This is a genomic window from Pseudomonas sp. 01L34 (genome assembly GCF_056400265.1).
On the sequence record NZ_JBFTSX010000005.1, the window covers coordinates 386,616 to 403,206 of the forward strand.

Sequence of the window (16,591 nt, forward strand, 5' to 3'; positions counted from 1 at the left end):
GTCAGGCGGACCGCATCAGCTGGATGCACGACGGCTGCGCCGCCGAACGCAGGCTTCGCCAGCTGCTACAAAGGCAGGGCCACAAGAGTCGGGTCAAGCCAGTAAATCCCGCAACGTCGCCAGGCTGTCAGCTTCTTCCACCGACTTGTCCTGCCGCCAGCGCAATATCCGGGGAAACCGCACTGCAATCCCGCTCGGGTGCCGTTTCGACGGGGCAATGCTCTCGAATCCCAGCTCAAACACCAGGCTTGGTTTCACACGGATCACAGATCCGGACTTTTCCACCGTGGTCTTGCGCACGAGGCTGTCGATCTGGCGGATTTCTTCGTTGGTCAACCCGGAGTAGGCCTTGGCGAAAGGCACCAGTGTCCGCTCGCAGGCACAGGGTGGGCCGTCCCAAACGGCGAAAGTGTAATCAGTGTAGAGACTGGCCTGGCGGCCATGACCCTGCTGCGCATGGATCAGCACCGCATCGACACTGAACGGGTCGACTTTCCATTTCCACCACGCGCCCGTGTCTTTGTTCCGCCCGACGCCATACTGCGCATCGCGGGCCTTGAGCATCATGCCTTCGACCTTCAGTTTGCGAGAGGCTTCCCGTTGGCGGGCGAGGTCGAACCAGTCTTCGCCGATCAACATGGGCGAGGCAAGTAACACCGGGTTTGCGCAGGTGGTGACGAGGTGTTCCAACTGAGTGCGGCGCATGGCCTGAGTCTGGTTGCGCAAATCCTGGCCCTGCCATTCGAGCAGGTCAAAGGCCTGAATGACCACGGGCACCTCATCGAGGATTTTCTTGTCCAGCGTGTGACGGCTGCTGCGTTTTTGCAGCAGGGCGAAAGGCTGCACCGCCAGCGACGCAGGCGATTGCCGCTCGCAAGCGTTCCCAGAGCCCGAGGGCGCGGTTTTCCAGGCGACGATTTCACCGTCGATCACCGTGCCGTCGGGCAAGTCGTGAATCAGGCTGCCCAGTTCGGGGAACCGTTCGGTCACCAGTTCTTCGCCTCGCGACCAGACCCACAAGCGCCCATCGCGCTTGACCACTTGGGCGCGGATGCCGTCCCATTTCCACTCCACTTGCCATTGGCTGGCCGGGCCGAGCAGCGCTCCGAACTGCTCAACCGGTTGCGACAACGCATGGGCAAGGAAGAACGGGTAGGGTTGGCCACCCCGTTGGTCGTGTTCATCGGGTGCTTCGGGGGCAATCAGCTTCAGGTAACTGGCGGCATTCGGGCGGTGCGACGGGTCGGTGTAACCCACCAGTCGCTGGGCCACGCGTTTGCCGTCGAGCCCGGCCATTGCTGCCACGGCGCGGGTGACCAGCGATTTTGAGACACCGACACGGAAACTGCCGGTGATCAGTTTGATGCACAGCATCAGGCCCTGGCGATCCAGTTGCGCCCACAGCGCGGGCAGGCGTTCAGCGAGGACCCGCGGGGGCGCGCTGCGCAGTGGCAACAGTTTGTCCTCAATCCACACCGTCAGTCTGTCGGTAGACGTGTGAGGCGTTTCGGGCAGCACCAGCGAAATGGTTTCCGCCAGATCACCCACCGCCTGGTAGCTTTCCTCGAACAACCAGGGCGAGAGCCCGGAACACGCGATTGCCATGTCGCGCAGCACCCGTACCGGCACCCATTGCCGAAGCCGCCCGCCGGCCAGCAAATACACCGCCCAGGCGGCATCTTCGGGCGTGGCCTGGGCGAAGTAATGCTGCATCGCCGCCAGTTTGGCGTCGCTTGAGGTGGTGGCATCGAGTTCGGCATACAGCTCGGCGAAGGCTTTCATGCCTGCACCTCGGCGCTCTCGGGTTCGAAGGCTGCATTGTTCTCACCGTCGCCGTATTCGGTGCGCAACCCCATGGCATCGAGGCCCTGTTCGCGCAGATGCCGTACCAGCACTCCGATCGATCCATGGGTGACCTTCACCCGCTCGGCCCCGGACTGTTCGATGGCCCAGAGCAGGCCGGGCCAATCGGCGTGATCGGACAACACGAAACCACGATCCACGCCATGCCGCCGCTGCGTGCCGCGCAAACGCATCCAACCGCTGGCGAGGGCATCGCTGTAGTCACCGAAGCGCCGTACCCAATTGCTGGTACCCGTTGCAGGCGGCGCGAGGACCAGAGCTTTGCGCATCATCGGGTCCTGCTTTTTTACTTCGCTGGCATAAATCGTTGGCGGTAAATGAATGCCGCTCTGACGATAAAACTGATTGATCGGCTCAACCGCACCATGCACCAGGATGGGGCCCAGGCCGGCATCGAGGCCATGAAGAATCCGCTGAGCCTTGTCGAAAGCATGACAGAGCAGCACGCTGGTTTTATCGACTGCGGCGTTGGACTGCCACCACTGATTGATCTCGGCAAGGATCTGCGCCTGGGGTTGCCAACGGTAAATTGGCAGGCCGTACGTCGATTCTGTGATGAAGGTGTGACAGCGCACCGGTTCGAACGGTGCACAGGTGCCGTCGGGCTCTGTTTTGTAATCACCGGAGGCAACCCAAACCTCACCGCCGCATTCCAGCCGCACCTGGGCTGAGCCGAGCATGTGGCCTGCGGGGTGAAAACTCAGTTTTACGCCATGGTGCAGCAATGGCTCGCCATAGGGCAGCGTTTGCAGGTTGATGTCCTGGCCCAGCTGCGCGCGCAGAATGCCCGCACCCGGTGCCGCCGCCAGATAGTGTTGGTTGCCACGGCGAGCATGGTCGCTATGAGCGTGGGTGATGACTGAGCGCTCGACGGGGCGCCACGGGTCGATATAGAAATCCCCGGGTGGGCAGTACAAACCTTCAGGACGTGCGATAACAAGGTCCATATTGTTACCAGAATGGAGAGGCCTGTTAGCTAGGAGGTTTGCCCGAAACGAGAAGTTCTATTTATTTTCACAGAGATTAATAACAAAAGATCGCAGCCTGCGGCAGCGCTTACAGATGGGTGCGAATCCCCTGTAGGCGCCGCCGCAGGCTGCGATCTTTTGATGTTACTTGCCAGGCGTCAGCGTCAACCGCGTCTTGCCATACACCTTGTCAAAGTTCTGCGGCTGCATCGGCAGGCTCATGTATTGACCCTTGAGCCATGGATCGACGCTGTCGAGATAGTGCGGGCTGGCCGGGTTGCCGGATTGGCCGGTAGCGTTCTGGCCCATCAGCGGTTCGGCCTGGCCGAAGTCGACAATAAAGCGCATGGCCGGGGCCTGCGTGGTGTTGAAGTCCTGACCCCAGGCGAACGAGGCGGTGTTGAGCGTGGTGTGATCGCCGCCGGCCGCCAGCGGACCGCGCACGGTCTGGCCGCTGGCGTTTTTCCACTCGTAGCGGTGCAGTTTGCCCCACTGCCAGGCTTTGTGATCGCCGCCCAACTGGCTGTCACCCGCGCTGATCGCAGCCGCCAGGCTACGGGCCAGGATCGCCGGTTTGTCTTCTTTCTGCGCGGTGCGCACGTCATCCCAGAACGGACTGTCCTCACGCCCAAGCAGATGATCGGCCTGGGCCGCGTAGGATAATTTGCCGTTGGCGATAAAGGCTTTCCACGCCGGGCTGCTTTCCGGGCCCAGTTCGTCGAGGAAAATCTGTTTGGTGCTTTCCTGCAGGAACAGCTCGTAAATCGCCGCGTCGGCGGAGGTCGGGCTGAGTTTGCCGTCGAAGGCCATCAAGCGGGTATACGCCTCGCGAGCCTTGCCGCGATCGGCCACCGGCAACGCTTCGATGGCCTGCTTGAGTGGCTGGGCCATGCCCGGCGCTTCAAACATCTTCTTCAGCTTGGCGGCGAAGGTGGTGGTCTGGTCGTATTGCATGGCGATCAGGCTGCGGGTGTCGTGTTTGCCCACGCCCGCCAGTTCGGCCATGCGTTCGCCACGCTCCGGCGCCGCCCAGGAATTGGACAGCTGCATGCCGTAGCCATGGGGAATGACCCGCTGGTTGGCGGTGCCGAGCCAGCCCTGCGCCGGGTCCTGGTCATACGGATGGAGCATCGGGTCGGCGTAACCGTCCCAGTCGTAGCGACCTTCCCAGCCCGGCGACGGCAGCAAGCCTTCGCCTTCGCGACGGTTCGGGTAGCGACCGGTGACTTGCCAGCCGATATTGCTGGCATCGGCAAACACCAGATTCAGGGCTATGGCGCGGATTTCACGGCTAGCGTCCGACGCTCTCTCGGTACTCTGCGCTCGGGACAGGTCGAAAAAGGCGTCCAGGGTTTTGTCATCGGTGAAGTCCGGCGCCTGCAGGGCCAGGCCGAAACCATTCGCCAGCGCCGTGCCCTGAGCGCTGTTGAGCAGTGGCCCATGGCGGGTTTCGTACACCGCTTCGCGAATCGGCCGCTGGCCTTTGACGAAATAGGTTTCGTTGCGCACGATCGCCTGCTGCCATTTGCCGCCCACTTCGTAGGAAAGGCCATTGCCCTGGCGTTTGATTTTTTCCAGGAACACGTCCTGGTTGTCGCCCATGACCGAGGTCATGCTCCACGCCACTTTGCCGTTGAAACCAGCGAGCACCATCGGTAACCCGGCAATGGTTACGCCGGAGGCGTGGTATTTCGGCGCGCGAATCTGCACGTAACTGAACAGCGACGGGACGCCCAACGGTCCATGGCTGTCGCTGGCCAGCAGGCTCTTACCGCTGCGGCTGCGTTGCGGGGCGATCGCCCAGTTGTTCGAGGAGGTAGCGCTCAGCAGATTCAGATCCGACAGTTGACCGGTGGCTTTGCTGATTTCGTTCAGCCCCGGGATTTGTCCGGTGAGTTTGATGCCCTGAAGTTTATCCGCTTCAGCCACCGGCAGTTTTTCGTCGGGAGCGGACGGGGTCAGCCACGCCAGTTTGTCGGTGCTGACAGTCTGGGCCAGCATCAGCGAGGAAATTTCTTCCGGCAGGTTCGCCGACTGGCTGAAGTTCAGCAGGCAGAACATCAGCGCCGAATCTTCCGGTTTCCAGTATTCAGGTTTGTAGCCAGTGGCCGCGAGGTCCGCCGGCAGCTTGTCGCGGTAGCGGAACAGGTAGGCATTGACCCCGCGGGCATAGACTTCGAAGAAACGCTTGAGGCGTGGCGACGAGGCCTTATACAGCTCATCCGCGCTTTTCTTCAGGTTGATCGCACGCATGTAGCGGTCGGCATCGAGCAGGTCCGCGCCGGACATTTCCGCCAGACGGCCCTGGGCCAACAGGCGCAGAGTGACCATTTGGCTGATGCGGTCGCTGGCGTGCACGTAGCCGAGGGTGAACAGCGCATCGTGGAAGCTGTTGCTCTCGATCAGCGGCATGCCCATGGCATTGCGGCGAACCGAAACGTTTTGCGCCAGGCCCTTCAGCGCTTGCACGCCGGAGGTGGGCGGGAGGGTGTCCTGGGCGTTCCATGTCTGACAACCGGTCAGGCTCAAAACACCGGCCACTGCTGCGGCAACGCCGAACCGGGGAAGAAAATGTGTAAGGGCTGGCGAGGCCATGGCAAAGCTCCTGCGGGGGTAGTGACGCGACAAAGGCGCTACGTTAGTGAGCAGGAGGTGGACGCGCAAGCTGCGGCTGGGTTATTTCTTTTCGGTGATCGCCGGCATCAGGTCGTCCTGTTTGCGTTTGATGGCTTGCCGGTAGCAAGAGGCGATGCTGAAGTGCGGCAAATTCAATGGCCTCGCATGGGAAAAGTCGGCATGGAACTTAAGACAAACGCGGCGCTGATCATCATCGATCAACAAAAAGGCATCCTGCATCCCAAGTTGGGCCGTCGAAACAACCCTCAGGCCGAAGAGCGCATCCTGGAGTTATTGGGGCATTGGCGTCGCACCGGGCGGCCGGTGATTCATGTGCAGCACCTGTCCCGCTCTGTGGATTCGGTGTTCTGGCCGCAGCAATCGGGGGTGGAGTTTCAGGAGCGCTTCCAGCCATCGATCGGTGAGTGGCTGATACAGAAACAAGTGCCGGATGCGTTTTGCTCGACCGGGCTGGAAGCGAGTTTGCGCGAGGCGGGGATCGATCAGTTGATCATCGTTGGCGTGGCGACGCACAACTCGGTGGAATCCACGGCGCGAACGGCTGGGAATCTGGGGTTTGAGGCGTGGGTTGTGGAGGATGCGTGCTTTACCTTCGACAAGGCGGACTTTTTCGGCAATGCCCATTCAGCTGAAGAAGTGCATGCGATGTCGCTGGGGAATCTGCATGGGGAATATGCGACGGTCGTTAGCGCCGCGAGCATTCTCATGATCGACTGAAACCTTGAACTGACCCCAAAATTAGGATTGGTGTCCAACTTTTGGGGTGCAGATCAACTTGTAGGAGCGAGGCTTGCCCGCGAAGAACGATGACGCGGTTTTTCTGATTGATCGTGGCGCCCTTTTCGCGGGCAAGCCTCGCTCCTACAGGGATTTGCGATTCAACAGGCGAAGAAGTGATTCGCCCGAAGCCTCAAGCCCCGTGGCACTTCTTGAATTTCTTGCCGTTGCCGCAGGGGCAAGGGTCGTTGCGGCCGACGTCTTTCAGAGCATTGCGCACCGGTTCCTGGTGGGCGTGGCCGCAGTTTGGGCCGTGGACATGGCCATGGTCGTGATCATGGTGGTCGCGATGGTCATGATCGTGGTTGCAGTCAGGGCCATGGACGTGGGGTTGCTGGGTCATCGGGGTCACTCCGGAATTAAATCGGCGGCGATTATCACGCCATTGCGCGCCAGGTGCACGTAGTGTGCGATGAATAAACCGGTTTCAAGTGTGCCTTCCAGACGATAGGGAATCGGTTGCTCGGGTTTTTTCAGCAGTTTCACCACATCCCGAACCCTGGGCCACAGGTTGGTGCGGATCGGCACCTTGAAGTAGGCACTGTGCTTGGGGCCGACGGTGAACCAATGTTCGTGCTCGCCTTTGGTCAGCAGGACGTCCCCCAGATGAATGCGATATTCCAGGGCGCGCACCGTCAGGTCTTCGTCATTGGGGTTGTCGACGCGAAAATGCAGCAGGAATTTCTGCTCCAGCAACTTGGCCCGGACCACCTCGACCTTGACCAGATGCACTTGCGGGTCTGGCAAGTCGTTGCTGAACCATGAGGCGCAGCCGCCGACTCCTGAAAACAGAAGCAGCAAAGTGAACAGATAGAGCGCGAATCGTCCGGTGATCATGGTCGTGTTTCTCCCTTTGTAGCAGCTGCCTCGCTGTAGCAGCTGCTACGGCCGAACGCAGCTTTCGGCAGCTGCTACAGGGGGCATCTCAAGCGCCGAAATAACTCGCGCAGCACTTCTTGAACTTCTGCCCGCTGGCGCACGGGCACGCATCGTTGCGCCCGGCCTTGAGCGGCACCGTAGGGTCGATGAAGTACCAGCGGCCGGCGTTCTGCACGAATGACGAACGTTCGCGGTGGCTGTGTTCGCCGCTGCCGTCGTGCCAGCGAGCGGTGAAGGTGACGAAGGCGTGCTCCGGCTGGCCGCCGAAGACCTCGGCGCCTTCCACTTCCAGGCCCAGCCAGGTGCTCTGGGCGCTCCAGTCGCTTATCGACTGGCGATCCAGGCCGGCCTGTTGCACGGGCAGGGTGGTCGCTACCAGATAATCGACCAGCCCCAGCACATAGGCGCTGTAGCGCGAACGCATCAGGACTTCGGCGCTGGGGGCCGGATGGCCGGCATGGTAATGACCGCAGCAGGCATCGAGCAGCGTGCCGCTGCCGCAAGGGCAAATGGATGTACTCATTGCGTTACCACCAGTATTTCCCGAAGTTTTCCGGATTGGCCCAGAAGCGTGAGTTGAGCCAGTCGGGTACCTGTTTGTAGTCAAGCAGATCGTAGGTAAACAACGTCAACACTTGATCGTCGCGCTGGAAGCGTTCGCTGGCTTGCAGGGCCAGGGAGAAAAAATCCGTCTCCTGCCAACCGCTGGCGGGCAAGTCGGCCAACACCGCAATGCGACTGGCATTGAGGTTGCGTATCCCGCCGAGCAGATTCAGGCCGTCGCGCTTGGGCAAGTGTTCGAGGCAATCGACCACCAGCGCCAGATCAAACCGCTGCGCCGCCAGTTCGGTCGGCAATGCTCCGGGTGCGGCAAAAGCCACGATGCTGTCCGGGTGCGCGAGTTTGAATGCCTCGAGCGCGGGGAACTCACTGGCGCCAATCAGCAACAGACGCGTCGGGGCGTAACGATCAAGCAATGCGGCCAACGCCTGCTGGGGCGTGCGCGAAGAAATACTTGCAGTCATCGAAGATCCTCAATCAGAACGCCAAGATTAACGTGTCTTGTCGAGCGTGTTTAAGCAAAAAGCGCCGATCTTCCGTGAACATAAGGCAAAACAGCAATGGCCTATTGCTGGCGGAGATTAAAAGTCCGGTCTTTACTCCTTGAAATCGGTTATTAGCCGATCCCTCAGGAGAAAACTAGATGAGCATAGTTCGGACAGCATTACCTTTGGTTCTGCTAACCAGTGTGTTAACTGGTTGCGCAGGTTTGCAGAAAACCGACTGGCCGACCTGTGCGGCGGTCGGTGGTGTCGTCGGTGCAGGGCTCGGTGCGACAGAGAGCTCTTCATGGGCGGGGTATGGCGCGCTGTTGGTCGGCGGCACGGCAGCGGCTTATTGCTGGGTGCATGGCGATGGCGACGAAGACGGCGATGGTGTGCCGGACAGCCGCGACAAGTGCCCTCACACACCGAGAGGCGTGCGAGTCGATGCCGACGGCTGTCCTCCACCCGCGCCTGCACCGGTGGTCGAAGAGAAGGCGGTGGTCAAGGAAGAAGTCATCGTTATCCGTGATGTTCACTTCCAGTTCGACTCGTCCAAGCTCACTCCTTCCGATAAAGAGGTACTCAACACCGTTGCTACGCGCCTGAAACAGGAGCCCGCCAGCGCCCGGTTGACCGTGACCGGTCATACCGACAGCGTCGGCAGCGATAAATACAACCAGAAACTGTCGGACAAACGCGCCCATTCGGTGGTGGAGTACCTGATTTCCCAAGGCGTGCCACGCAGCAGTTTCGTGTCTGTGACCGGTGCCGGTGAAAGCCAGCCGGTGGCCGATAACAAAACCGCTGAAGGCCGTGCGCTGAACCGGCGTACGGAAATCAAAATCGACCGCTAACCCCCTTGTATTCCGCGGCTTGTGCAGTCGCGGATGCGGGTCTTTACTCCTGTGTGACCGGTATGGGCCGGTGACACAGGAGCATTCACAATGAGCGTTCTCACAAGGACCGTCTTGCCGGTTCTACTGCTTGGTAGTCTTCTGACCGGCTGCGCGACTCACAGCGATGGCACCGCCCCCTTGAATCAACGAACCTGGCCGATCTGCAGTGTCATTGGCGGACTGGTTGGCGGCGGTTTGGGCGCGATCGAAAGTGGCGGTTGGGCGGCAGGTGGAGCGGCGCTCGGTATCTTGACCGGTGGCTTGGTCTGTTACGCCCAGGATGGCGACGAGGACGGTGATGGTGTTTTCGATCGACGCGATCGTTGCCCCGATACGCCTGCCAATACACCTGTCGATCATCACGGTTGCCCGCTACCGCAATATCCGGCCAGCGTAAAACCTGCTGAACCGCCGGTATCCGAAGTCATCACGCTGAGCAGTAATGTGTTGTTCGCGTACAACAAATCCGACCTGACGCCCGAGGCACGCAGCGAGCTGGATTCGTTGATGCCCAAATTGCAGAGTGCCGATGTGGTGAGCGTCAAGGTCGTCGGCCATACCGACAGTCAGGGTTCGGACGCCTATAACCAGAAGCTGTCGGAACGTCGTGCCAGCAGCGTGGCGGCCTACCTGTTGAGCCGGGGGCTGGCGCCGAACAAACTCACCAGCGAAGGACGGGGTGAAACCCAGCCGGTGGCTGACAATGATACGGAAGAAGGGCGGGCAAAAAACCGTCGTGTGGAGTTGCACATCAATCGCTAGGCTCCGTGATCAAGAGGCCCGTGATAGAGCCGTCGGATGGCCGTCAAGGTTGACCCGGCGGCCATTCGATGCCTTTCGGAAGAATTTTCCGTTGCCCTCTGGCTTATCCCGCGTGTAAGCCGTTATGGTGCGTGCAAATAATAATTCTCGACGGGGGAGCGTATGAAGGTGTTTTGGGGGCTGGGGAAGTTGTTGACCCTGCTGTTCTGGTTGGTGGTGCTGGTCAATCTGCTCATACCGTTTGTTCGTCCACTGCACCTGTTGGTCGATCTGGCTGGCAGCCTGTTGGCGCTGGCTCATCTTCTGGAGCTGGTGTTCTGCAATCGCAGCCTCAAAGGTCGAGCCCACCCCTGGCGTGATCGCCTGAAGATTGTCTTTTTCGGCGTTTTCCACCTGCAAACCATTCCGGCCCCGGCCACTGCGAAGGCTTCCCATGCGTAAACTCTGTCTGCTCGCCGCACTCATCAGCCCATTGGCCTGCGCTCAGGTGGTGAGTGTTGAAACCAACTCGCTGATGCGCTTGCCCAACACCGCCAGCTCCCTGCAACTGGAACGACTGGAAGTCGCCGATTACGGCACCTTGCTGATTCCCTCGAACGTGACCGAAGTGACGGTCGGCGAGCTGCACCTGGGACGCGAAGCGCGGATCGCCATTGTGCCGAGCGAACAGGCTCTGGCGTTGAAGGTCAGCCGGGCCGAGTTGGCCGAAGGCAGCCAGATCACCGCGCGGGGCGCCCCCGGGACTTATCTCAAGGCTGCCCGCTCCGGGCGCGATCTGAATTTGCAGATCAAAGCGCTGAAGGCGCCGCAATTGTCGGTAGACGCTCGCGGTGGCGCGGGCGCCCCGGGTTTTGTCGGTCTTGACGGGGCCAACGGCCAAGCACCGGGTTGCACCTGGGGCCAGGCCGGTCGCGGCTTCGATGGCAGTGACGGCAGCGACGGCCAACCCGGTGCGCCGGGGGCGCTGGTTCGACTGGAAGTGCCGCGTGACTATCCGGCGGAGCAGATCAAGGTCGAGGTGGCGGGCGGAGTTGGTGGCGCGGCCGGACCGGGTGGCAAACCGGGGGCGGGCGGCAAGGCCAAGGGCTGCATTGTCTATAAAGCCGATGGCGGCAAGAGCGGTCGCCCCGGTGCCGATGGCCAGCCTGGGCCTGCCGGGGCGGCAGGCTCGGTGAGCATTCAGCGGTTGTAAGAACGACCGAGAACCCCGTGGCGAGGGAGCTTGCTCCCGCTGGGTCGCGAAGCGGCCCCAAAGCCGGCGACCCTGTTTTTTCAGAACGTGCGCAGTGATCGATTACGACTGCTACGCAGCCGAGCGGGAGCAAGCTCCCTCGCCACAGAGACTATGCATTGCTCAGAACATCGGCCGAGCCGCAGCAATCGCCACCAGCACCAACCCGACCATCAGGTTAATCCCCACCAACCGGCGAATCTTGCCCAGCGTCGCCGCGCCCGTCGGCCAATCCTCAGCCGCCACCGCCGTGCGCAGTTCCGGCAGCAGCAACGCCTGAATCCGGATAAACAACGCGGTCATCACCACATACAATCCCATCATCGCCTGCACATACCGCGGTGCCGCTTCAAACCCGGCGAACTGCAAATGAATCATGCCCACACCGCTGATCGGCAAAAGCACCACCGCGACCCAGACCCAGCGGAAAAAACCTTGAAACACTTCCACCCACAGCTTCAGCCGGGCAGGGCCTTCCAGCGCCTTCATCGCCGCAGGGCGAAGGACCATCCAGGCGAAAAACATGCCGCCGACCCAGACCAGGGCGGCCAGGACATGCAGGGTATAAACGATGCCAAAAGGTGTCATTGGGGTACTCCGTTCTGCGCGGGATTAATTAGCGGGGTATGATAGCGGCCGATCCGAACCACTGAAAATTTATCCAGCGTTTTTTGCGCCCGACAATCAATGATCAGCACTGAACTCAAAACCACGATCCAGGGCGCCTACTCGCGTTTTCTCGAAGCCAAGAGCCTCAAGCCGCGCTACGGCCAACGCCTGATGATCGCCGAAATCGCCAAAGTCCTCGGTGACATCGACACCGACGACGAAGGCCGGCGCAGTGGCGACCCCGCGATTGTCGCGGTGGAAGCCGGCACCGGTACCGGCAAAACCGTGGCCTACAGCCTGGCGGCGATCCCCGCCGCCAAGGCCGCTGGCAAGCGTCTGGTGATCGCCACGGCCACCGTGGCCCTGCAAGAACAGATCGTCTACAAGGATTTGCCCGACCTGATGCGCAATAGCGGGCTGAATTTCAGCTTCGCCCTGGCCAAGGGGCGGGGGCGCTACATGTGCCTGTCCAAGCTCGACATGTTGCTCCAGGAAGGTCACGCGCAAACCGCTACCGCACAGCTGTTCGAAGAAGAAGGCTTCAAGATCGAGGTCGATGAGGCCAGTCAGAAGCTGTTCACCAGCATGATCGAGAAACTTGCCGGCAATAAGTGGGACGGCGACCGCGACAGTTGGTCCACCGCGCTCGAAGACGCCGACTGGGCGCGCCTGACCACCGATCACAGCCAGTGCACCAACCGCCATTGCCCCAACTTCGGCCAGTGCGCCTTCTACAAGGCCCGCGAAGGCATGGGCAAGGTCGACGTGATCGTCACCAACCACGACATGGTCCTGGCCGACCTGGCCCTGGGCGGCGGCGCGGTTCTGCCGGACCCGCGCGACACAATCTACGTGTTCGACGAAGGTCATCACCTGCCGGACAAGGCCATCGGCCACTTCGCCCATTACACACGCTTGCGCTCCACCGCCGACTGGCTGGAGACCACCGCCAAGAACCTCACCAAATTGCTCGCCCAACACCCGCTGCCGGGGGATCTGGGCAAGTTGATCGAACAGGTGCCGGAACTGGCCCGGGAGATCAAGACCCAGCAGCAGTTCATGTTCAGTGCCTGTGAGCAAGTCGCCGACTTCAAGCCCGGCGAAGACGTCGAAGGTCGCGAGCGGCCGCGTCACCGTTTCGTCGGCGGGGTGATTCCCGAACATATGCGTGAGATGGGCATCGAGTTGAAGAAGGGCTTTGCCCGACTGACCGACCTGTTCACCCGGCTTACCGAACTGCTCAAGGAAGGCATGGACGGCGAGGTCAACATTGGCATCGCCAGCAACCAGGCCGAAGAGTGGTATCCGCTGTTCGGTAGCCTGCTGTCGCGCTCTTCGGGAAACTGGGAGTTGTGGACCGCCTTCACCGTCGAAGACCCGGAAGATAACCCGCCCATGGCCCGTTGGCTGACGCTGGCCGAAAGCGGTTCGTTGTTCGACATCGAGGTCAATGCCAGCCCGATCCTCGCGGCGGAAATGCTCCGGCGCAACTTGTGGAACGTGGCTTACGGGGCGCTGGTGACCTCGGCGACCCTGACCGCTCTCGGCACCTTCGACCGTTTCCGCATGCGCGCCGGCCTGCCGAAAACCGCCGTGACCGCCGTGGTCCCGAGCCCGTTCCATCATGCCGACGCCGGCGTATTACGGGTGCCGGACCTGAAAGCCGACCCGCGCGATGCACCGGCCCATACGGCGGCGATCATTCGCGACTTGCCGGAACTGGTCGAGGGCTCCCGTGGCACCCTGGTGCTGTTCTCCTCGCGCAAACAGATGCAGGACGTGTTCGACGGGCTGGATCGCGACTGGCGCAAGCAAGTGTTCATTCAAGGCAACCTGTCGAAGCAGGAAACCCTGAACAAGCACAAGGCGCGGGTCGATGGCGGGGATTCCAGCGTGCTGTTCGGCCTGGCGAGCTTTGCCGAAGGCGTGGATTTGCCCGGTGCCTACTGCGAGCACGTGGTGATCGCCAAGATCCCGTTCTCGGTGCCCGACGATCCGGTCGAAGCCGCGCTGGCTGAGTGGATCGAAGCCCGTGGCGGCAATCCGTTCATGGAAATCTCCGTGCCGGACGCCTCGTTGAAACTGGTCCAGGCCTGCGGTCGCCTGCTGCGAACCGAAGAAGACCGCGGCACCATCACCTTGCTTGACCGTCGTTTGGTCACACAGCGCTACGGCAAAGCTATTCTCAATGCGTTGCCGCCATTTCGTCGTGAAATTTCCTGATGCGCCGGTGGGCAAATTTGCCCACCGCGTTGTCTACCTCACTGCCACTGCCTTTCCACTGGCCCATTGATGGTCGTTAGGGAGAACCACGTTCTTATGATTCGCCGTTCGTTGCCCGCCGTTTTTGCCTTGATGTTCGCAGCCCCTTTGCTGGCGGCCCCCGCCGGCCAGCAGACGCTGTTCAACTTTGTGCGTCCCGCCGACGTGGTTCAGGTGGCGACCCAGGACGCCAGCCTGCCGCAATCCAATGCGGAGCAAACGGCCGAAGGTGAAGTGTTGCGTCGCGTGACCTTCAACCCGGCTGCCCAGCCGACCTTGCGCCTGACACCGCAGACCGGTGCCTGGGACTGGTCGCAGTCGGGCGTCATGAGCCTGCGGATCCAGAGCGCGATGAACTGGGCCGTGACCTTGTACGTGAAAATCCAGAGTAACGACGGCAAGACTCTGGTCAGCCGTGTCGATCTGCCGGCCGGCCCGGCGCAGACCTTACTGGTACCGCTGCAGCCGAGTTCACCGCTGAGCCAGGGCATGAAAGCCGGCCCGCCGATGCCGATCAATTTCGAAGGGCAGCGTGTATTGCTGGCCAGCAGTACCGGTGAGCTGGACCGTAGCCAGGTGGTGTCGGTGACCTTGTCGATGGATCAGCCGAAAGTCGCCCAAAGCATTCTGCTCGAGCGCTTCGGCGTGCAGGACGGCGAGGCCGTGACCAAAGCCGCTTATGGCGGCCTGGTGGACGCTTACGGTCAATCGACCCGGGCCAAATGGCCGGAGAAGATCAGCAGCGACGAACAACTGAAATCCGCCGCTGGCAAAGAGCAGCAACAACTGAAAACCTGGCTGGCGGAGCGCGAGAAGGCGCCTCTGGACAAGTTCGGCGGCTTGAACAAAGGCCCAGAGTTCAAGGCCAGCGGCTTTTTCCGCACTGAAAAGCGTGATGGCCGCTGGTACCTGGTGACTCCGGAAGGGCATCCGTTCTATTCCCTCGGCGTCAACACCGTGACCCCGAGCGTCAACCAGACCTACGTCGCCGGGCGCGAGTGGATGTTCGAGTCCCTGCCTAAACCCGACGAACCCTTGGCCAGTCACTATGGCGAAGGCGATAACCGTGGCGGCAACGGTGTTGATCAGGGCCGAGCCTACAACGCCGGTCGTTGGTACGATTTTTATGGCGCCAACCTGCAGCGGCTGTACGGCAAACCTTGCGCACCGGGCGGAGACATTAAGGCTGGTGTTGCCGAAGCAGCCAAGGCCGAGGCGGTAGAGGCGACGGCTGAAAAGGCCGCCGAGCAATCAGCCGCGCCTGCGCCTACCGAGTCTGGAGCCGGTGTTGCCGAGGCGGCCAAGACCGGGGCTGTTGAAGCGACGGTCGAAAAGGCGGCTGCCGAACCCTGCAAAGTAACTGTCGACGAACAACGCTGGGCCAGTCATACCCTCGATCGCCTGCAAGCCTGGGGTTTCAACACCCTCGGCAACTGGAGCGCACCGGTGTTGGGTAACGCTGACCGTGTGCCATACACCTTGCCGCTATCGATCGTCGGCGATTACGCCAGCATCAGCACTGGCACCGATTGGTGGGGCGGCATGCCTGACCCGTTCGATCCGCGTTTCGCCATGGCCACCGAACGCGCCGTGGCCATCGCCGCCCGCGACCATCGCGACGATCCGTGGCTGATCGGTTACTTCGCCGACAACGAACTGGCCTGGGCCGGTCCCGGCGATGATCCGAAGGCTCGCTATGCGCTGGCCTACGGCACCTTGAAAATGACCACCGACGTGCCGGCCAAACGCGCCTTCCTCAAGCAACTGCGCGACAAGTACCGCAACCAGGCGGGGTTGTCGAAAGCCTGGGGCATTGATCTGCCTGCCTGGGAGTTGATGGAAGACCCAGGCTTCGTGCCGCCGGAGCCGAGCGCCGAACACCCGGAAATCGAAGCCGACTTCAAATACTTCCAGAAGGTCTTCGCCGACACCTACTTCAAGACCGTTTCCGATTCGCTCAAATGGCACGCGCCGAACCAGTTGTTGCTGGGTGGTCGCTTTGCCGTCAGTTCCCCGGAGGCAGTCGAGTCCTGTGCACAATACTGCGACGTGTTGAGCTTCAACATGTACACCCTGCAACCCCAGGACGGTTACGACTTCGCCAAACTGCGCAGTCTGGACAAACCGGTGCTGATCACCGAATTCAACTTCGGCTCGGCAGATCGGGGCCCGTTCTGGGGTGGCGTGACGCAATTGGCGAAGGAGGAAGACCGCGGCACGGCTTACGCTCACTTCCTCAAACAGGCGATGAGCGAACCGTCGATTGTCGGGGTGCACTGGTTCCAGTACCTCGACCAGCCGGTGACCGGTCGTCTGCTGGATGGCGAGAACGGGCACTTCGGTCTGGTGGGCATTACTGATTTGCCGTTCCAGGGCTTTGTCGACAGTGTGCGTAAAAGCAATGTGCAGATCATCGATCAGCTTGGCAAAGAGGCGGAGAAGGCCAGCGCTGAGGCGGATAAAGCCAGTCACGATGTCGAGGGTGGCAGGAAGGGCGAGGCAGGCAAAGGCCCGGGCAAGGGCGCTGGGCATGCGGGTGGGCATTCGGGCAATGGCCATTGATTCCTGATACACCTGTGGCGAGGGGGCTTGCCCCCGTTCGACTGCAAAGCGGTCGCAAAAACCTGTATTCGCGGTGCATCTGTAAGCATGGGGGCCGCT

Annotated in this window: 15 protein-coding genes; 7 read left to right on the forward strand and 8 right to left on the reverse strand. The window is 61.2% G+C overall.

The genetic code is table 11. The annotated features are described in order from the left end of the window. Nucleotides 1-93: 93 nt before the first annotated feature. From AC1DQM_RS17380 to AC1DQM_RS17390, 3 genes are all read right to left on the reverse strand, one after another. Nucleotides 94-1,782, reverse strand: a complete 1,689-nt coding sequence (locus tag AC1DQM_RS17380; protein WP_477746573.1) for an ATP-dependent DNA ligase — start codon at nucleotides 1,780-1,782, stop codon at nucleotides 94-96. Continuing rightward, nucleotides 1,779-2,810: a ligase-associated DNA damage response exonuclease gene (locus tag AC1DQM_RS17385; protein ID WP_477746574.1), complete on the reverse strand. Its 1,032-nt coding sequence runs from the start codon at nucleotides 2,808-2,810 to the stop codon at nucleotides 1,779-1,781. Before AC1DQM_RS17385 ends, AC1DQM_RS17380 begins: the two co-directional genes overlap by 4 nt. Nucleotides 2,811-2,975: 165 nt before the next feature. Further along, entirely contained in the window at nucleotides 2,976-5,426 is a 2,451-nt protein-coding gene (locus AC1DQM_RS17390) for a penicillin acylase family protein (protein WP_477746575.1), read from the reverse strand. 201 nt (nucleotides 5,427-5,627) lie between these two features. Here AC1DQM_RS17390 and AC1DQM_RS17395 point away from each other — a divergent pair, with 201 nt between their 5' ends. Next, nucleotides 5,628-6,185, forward strand: a complete 558-nt coding sequence (locus tag AC1DQM_RS17395; protein WP_258671006.1) for a cysteine hydrolase family protein — start codon at nucleotides 5,628-5,630, stop codon at nucleotides 6,183-6,185. A gap of 193 nt (nucleotides 6,186-6,378) precedes the next feature. Here the strand turns inward: AC1DQM_RS17395 and AC1DQM_RS17400 are convergent, their stop codons facing one another. The 4 genes from AC1DQM_RS17400 to AC1DQM_RS17415 form a co-directional block, all read right to left on the reverse strand. Beyond that, nucleotides 6,379-6,588, reverse strand: coding sequence for an SEC-C metal-binding domain-containing protein (locus tag AC1DQM_RS17400; protein ID WP_477746576.1), 210 nt, complete (start codon nucleotides 6,586-6,588; stop codon nucleotides 6,379-6,381). A 5-nt stretch (nucleotides 6,589-6,593) separates the two neighbouring features. Next, the gene (locus AC1DQM_RS17405) at nucleotides 6,594-7,082 is read right to left on the reverse strand and encodes an LEA/WHy family protein (RefSeq protein ID WP_477746577.1); all 489 of its coding nucleotides are present in this window, start codon (nucleotides 7,080-7,082) and stop codon (nucleotides 6,594-6,596) included. 88 nt (nucleotides 7,083-7,170) lie between these two features. Beyond that, nucleotides 7,171-7,647 carry a YchJ family protein gene (locus AC1DQM_RS17410; RefSeq protein ID WP_111455050.1) on the reverse strand — a complete coding sequence of 159 codons (477 nt, stop codon included), beginning with the start codon at nucleotides 7,645-7,647 and terminating at the stop codon, nucleotides 7,171-7,173. Between the two features lie 4 nt (nucleotides 7,648-7,651). Then, complete coding sequence (locus tag AC1DQM_RS17415) at nucleotides 7,652-8,149, reverse strand: DUF6231 family protein (RefSeq protein WP_477746578.1); 498 nt, start codon at nucleotides 8,147-8,149, stop codon at nucleotides 7,652-7,654. 179 nt (nucleotides 8,150-8,328) lie between these two features. On the opposite strand from AC1DQM_RS17415, the gene AC1DQM_RS17420 reads away from it, so the two are divergent. The 4 genes from AC1DQM_RS17420 (at nucleotide 8,329) to AC1DQM_RS17435 (ending at nucleotide 11,020) form a co-directional block, all read left to right on the forward strand. Then, entirely contained in the window at nucleotides 8,329-9,024 is a 696-nt protein-coding gene (locus tag AC1DQM_RS17420) for a PA1041 family peptidoglycan-binding anchor lipoprotein (protein ID WP_026286483.1), read from the forward strand. 90 nt (nucleotides 9,025-9,114) lie between these two features. Continuing rightward, complete coding sequence (locus AC1DQM_RS17425) at nucleotides 9,115-9,828, forward strand: PA1041 family peptidoglycan-binding anchor lipoprotein (RefSeq protein WP_028939242.1); 714 nt, start codon at nucleotides 9,115-9,117, stop codon at nucleotides 9,826-9,828. Nucleotides 9,829-9,990: 162 nt separating this feature from the next. After that, entirely contained in the window at nucleotides 9,991-10,269 is a 279-nt protein-coding gene (locus tag AC1DQM_RS17430) for a DUF1145 domain-containing protein (protein WP_018926919.1), read from the forward strand. Beyond that, on the forward strand, nucleotides 10,262-11,020 hold the full coding sequence (locus AC1DQM_RS17435) for a collagen-like triple helix repeat-containing protein (RefSeq protein ID WP_477746579.1): 759 nt from the start codon (nucleotides 10,262-10,264) through the stop codon (nucleotides 11,018-11,020). Before AC1DQM_RS17430 ends, AC1DQM_RS17435 begins: the two co-directional genes overlap by 8 nt. Before the next feature lie 162 nt (nucleotides 11,021-11,182). On the opposite strand, the gene AC1DQM_RS17440 is transcribed toward AC1DQM_RS17435, so the two are convergent. Further along, a complete protein-coding gene (locus AC1DQM_RS17440) occupies nucleotides 11,183-11,647 on the reverse strand; it encodes a CopD family protein (RefSeq protein WP_018926917.1) in 465 nt (154 codons plus the stop codon). Nucleotides 11,648-11,746: 99 nt separating this feature from the next. Between AC1DQM_RS17440 and dinG the strand changes: the two genes are divergently transcribed. After that, entirely contained in the window at nucleotides 11,747-13,891 is a 2,145-nt protein-coding gene (dinG, locus tag AC1DQM_RS17445; RefSeq protein WP_007935913.1) for an ATP-dependent DNA helicase DinG, read from the forward strand. A gap of 96 nt (nucleotides 13,892-13,987) precedes the next feature. Beyond that, the gene (locus AC1DQM_RS17450; protein ID WP_111455052.1) at nucleotides 13,988-16,492 is read left to right on the forward strand and encodes a beta-galactosidase; all 2,505 of its coding nucleotides are present in this window, start codon (nucleotides 13,988-13,990) and stop codon (nucleotides 16,490-16,492) included. Nucleotides 16,493-16,591 lie beyond the last annotated feature (99 nt).

Coding starts and splice junctions, on each gene's coding strand:
- AC1DQM_RS17380 (WP_477746573.1), bottom strand. CDS start 1,782: ATGAAAGCCTTCGCCGAGCTGTATGCCGAACTCGATGCCACCACCTCA.
- AC1DQM_RS17385 (WP_477746574.1), bottom strand. CDS start 2,810: ATGGACCTTGTTATCGCACGTCCTGAAGGTTTGTACTGCCCACCCGGG.
- AC1DQM_RS17390 (WP_477746575.1), bottom strand. CDS start 5,426: ATGGCCTCGCCAGCCCTTACACATTTTCTTCCCCGGTTCGGCGTTGCC.
- AC1DQM_RS17395 (WP_258671006.1), top strand. CDS start 5,628: ATGGAACTTAAGACAAACGCGGCGCTGATCATCATCGATCAACAAAAA.
- AC1DQM_RS17400 (WP_477746576.1), bottom strand. CDS start 6,588: ATGACCCAGCAACCCCACGTCCATGGCCCTGACTGCAACCACGATCAT.
- AC1DQM_RS17405 (WP_477746577.1), bottom strand. CDS start 7,082: ATGATCACCGGACGATTCGCGCTCTATCTGTTCACTTTGCTGCTTCTG.
- AC1DQM_RS17410 (WP_111455050.1), bottom strand. CDS start 7,647: ATGAGTACATCCATTTGCCCTTGCGGCAGCGGCACGCTGCTCGATGCC.
- AC1DQM_RS17415 (WP_477746578.1), bottom strand. CDS start 8,149: ATGACTGCAAGTATTTCTTCGCGCACGCCCCAGCAGGCGTTGGCCGCA.
- AC1DQM_RS17420 (WP_026286483.1), top strand. CDS start 8,329: ATGAGCATAGTTCGGACAGCATTACCTTTGGTTCTGCTAACCAGTGTG.
- AC1DQM_RS17425 (WP_028939242.1), top strand. CDS start 9,115: ATGAGCGTTCTCACAAGGACCGTCTTGCCGGTTCTACTGCTTGGTAGT.
- AC1DQM_RS17430 (WP_018926919.1), top strand. CDS start 9,991: ATGAAGGTGTTTTGGGGGCTGGGGAAGTTGTTGACCCTGCTGTTCTGG.
- AC1DQM_RS17435 (WP_477746579.1), top strand. CDS start 10,262: ATGCGTAAACTCTGTCTGCTCGCCGCACTCATCAGCCCATTGGCCTGC.
- AC1DQM_RS17440 (WP_018926917.1), bottom strand. CDS start 11,647: ATGACACCTTTTGGCATCGTTTATACCCTGCATGTCCTGGCCGCCCTG.
- dinG (WP_007935913.1), top strand. CDS start 11,747: ATGATCAGCACTGAACTCAAAACCACGATCCAGGGCGCCTACTCGCGT.
- AC1DQM_RS17450 (WP_111455052.1), top strand. CDS start 13,988: ATGATTCGCCGTTCGTTGCCCGCCGTTTTTGCCTTGATGTTCGCAGCC.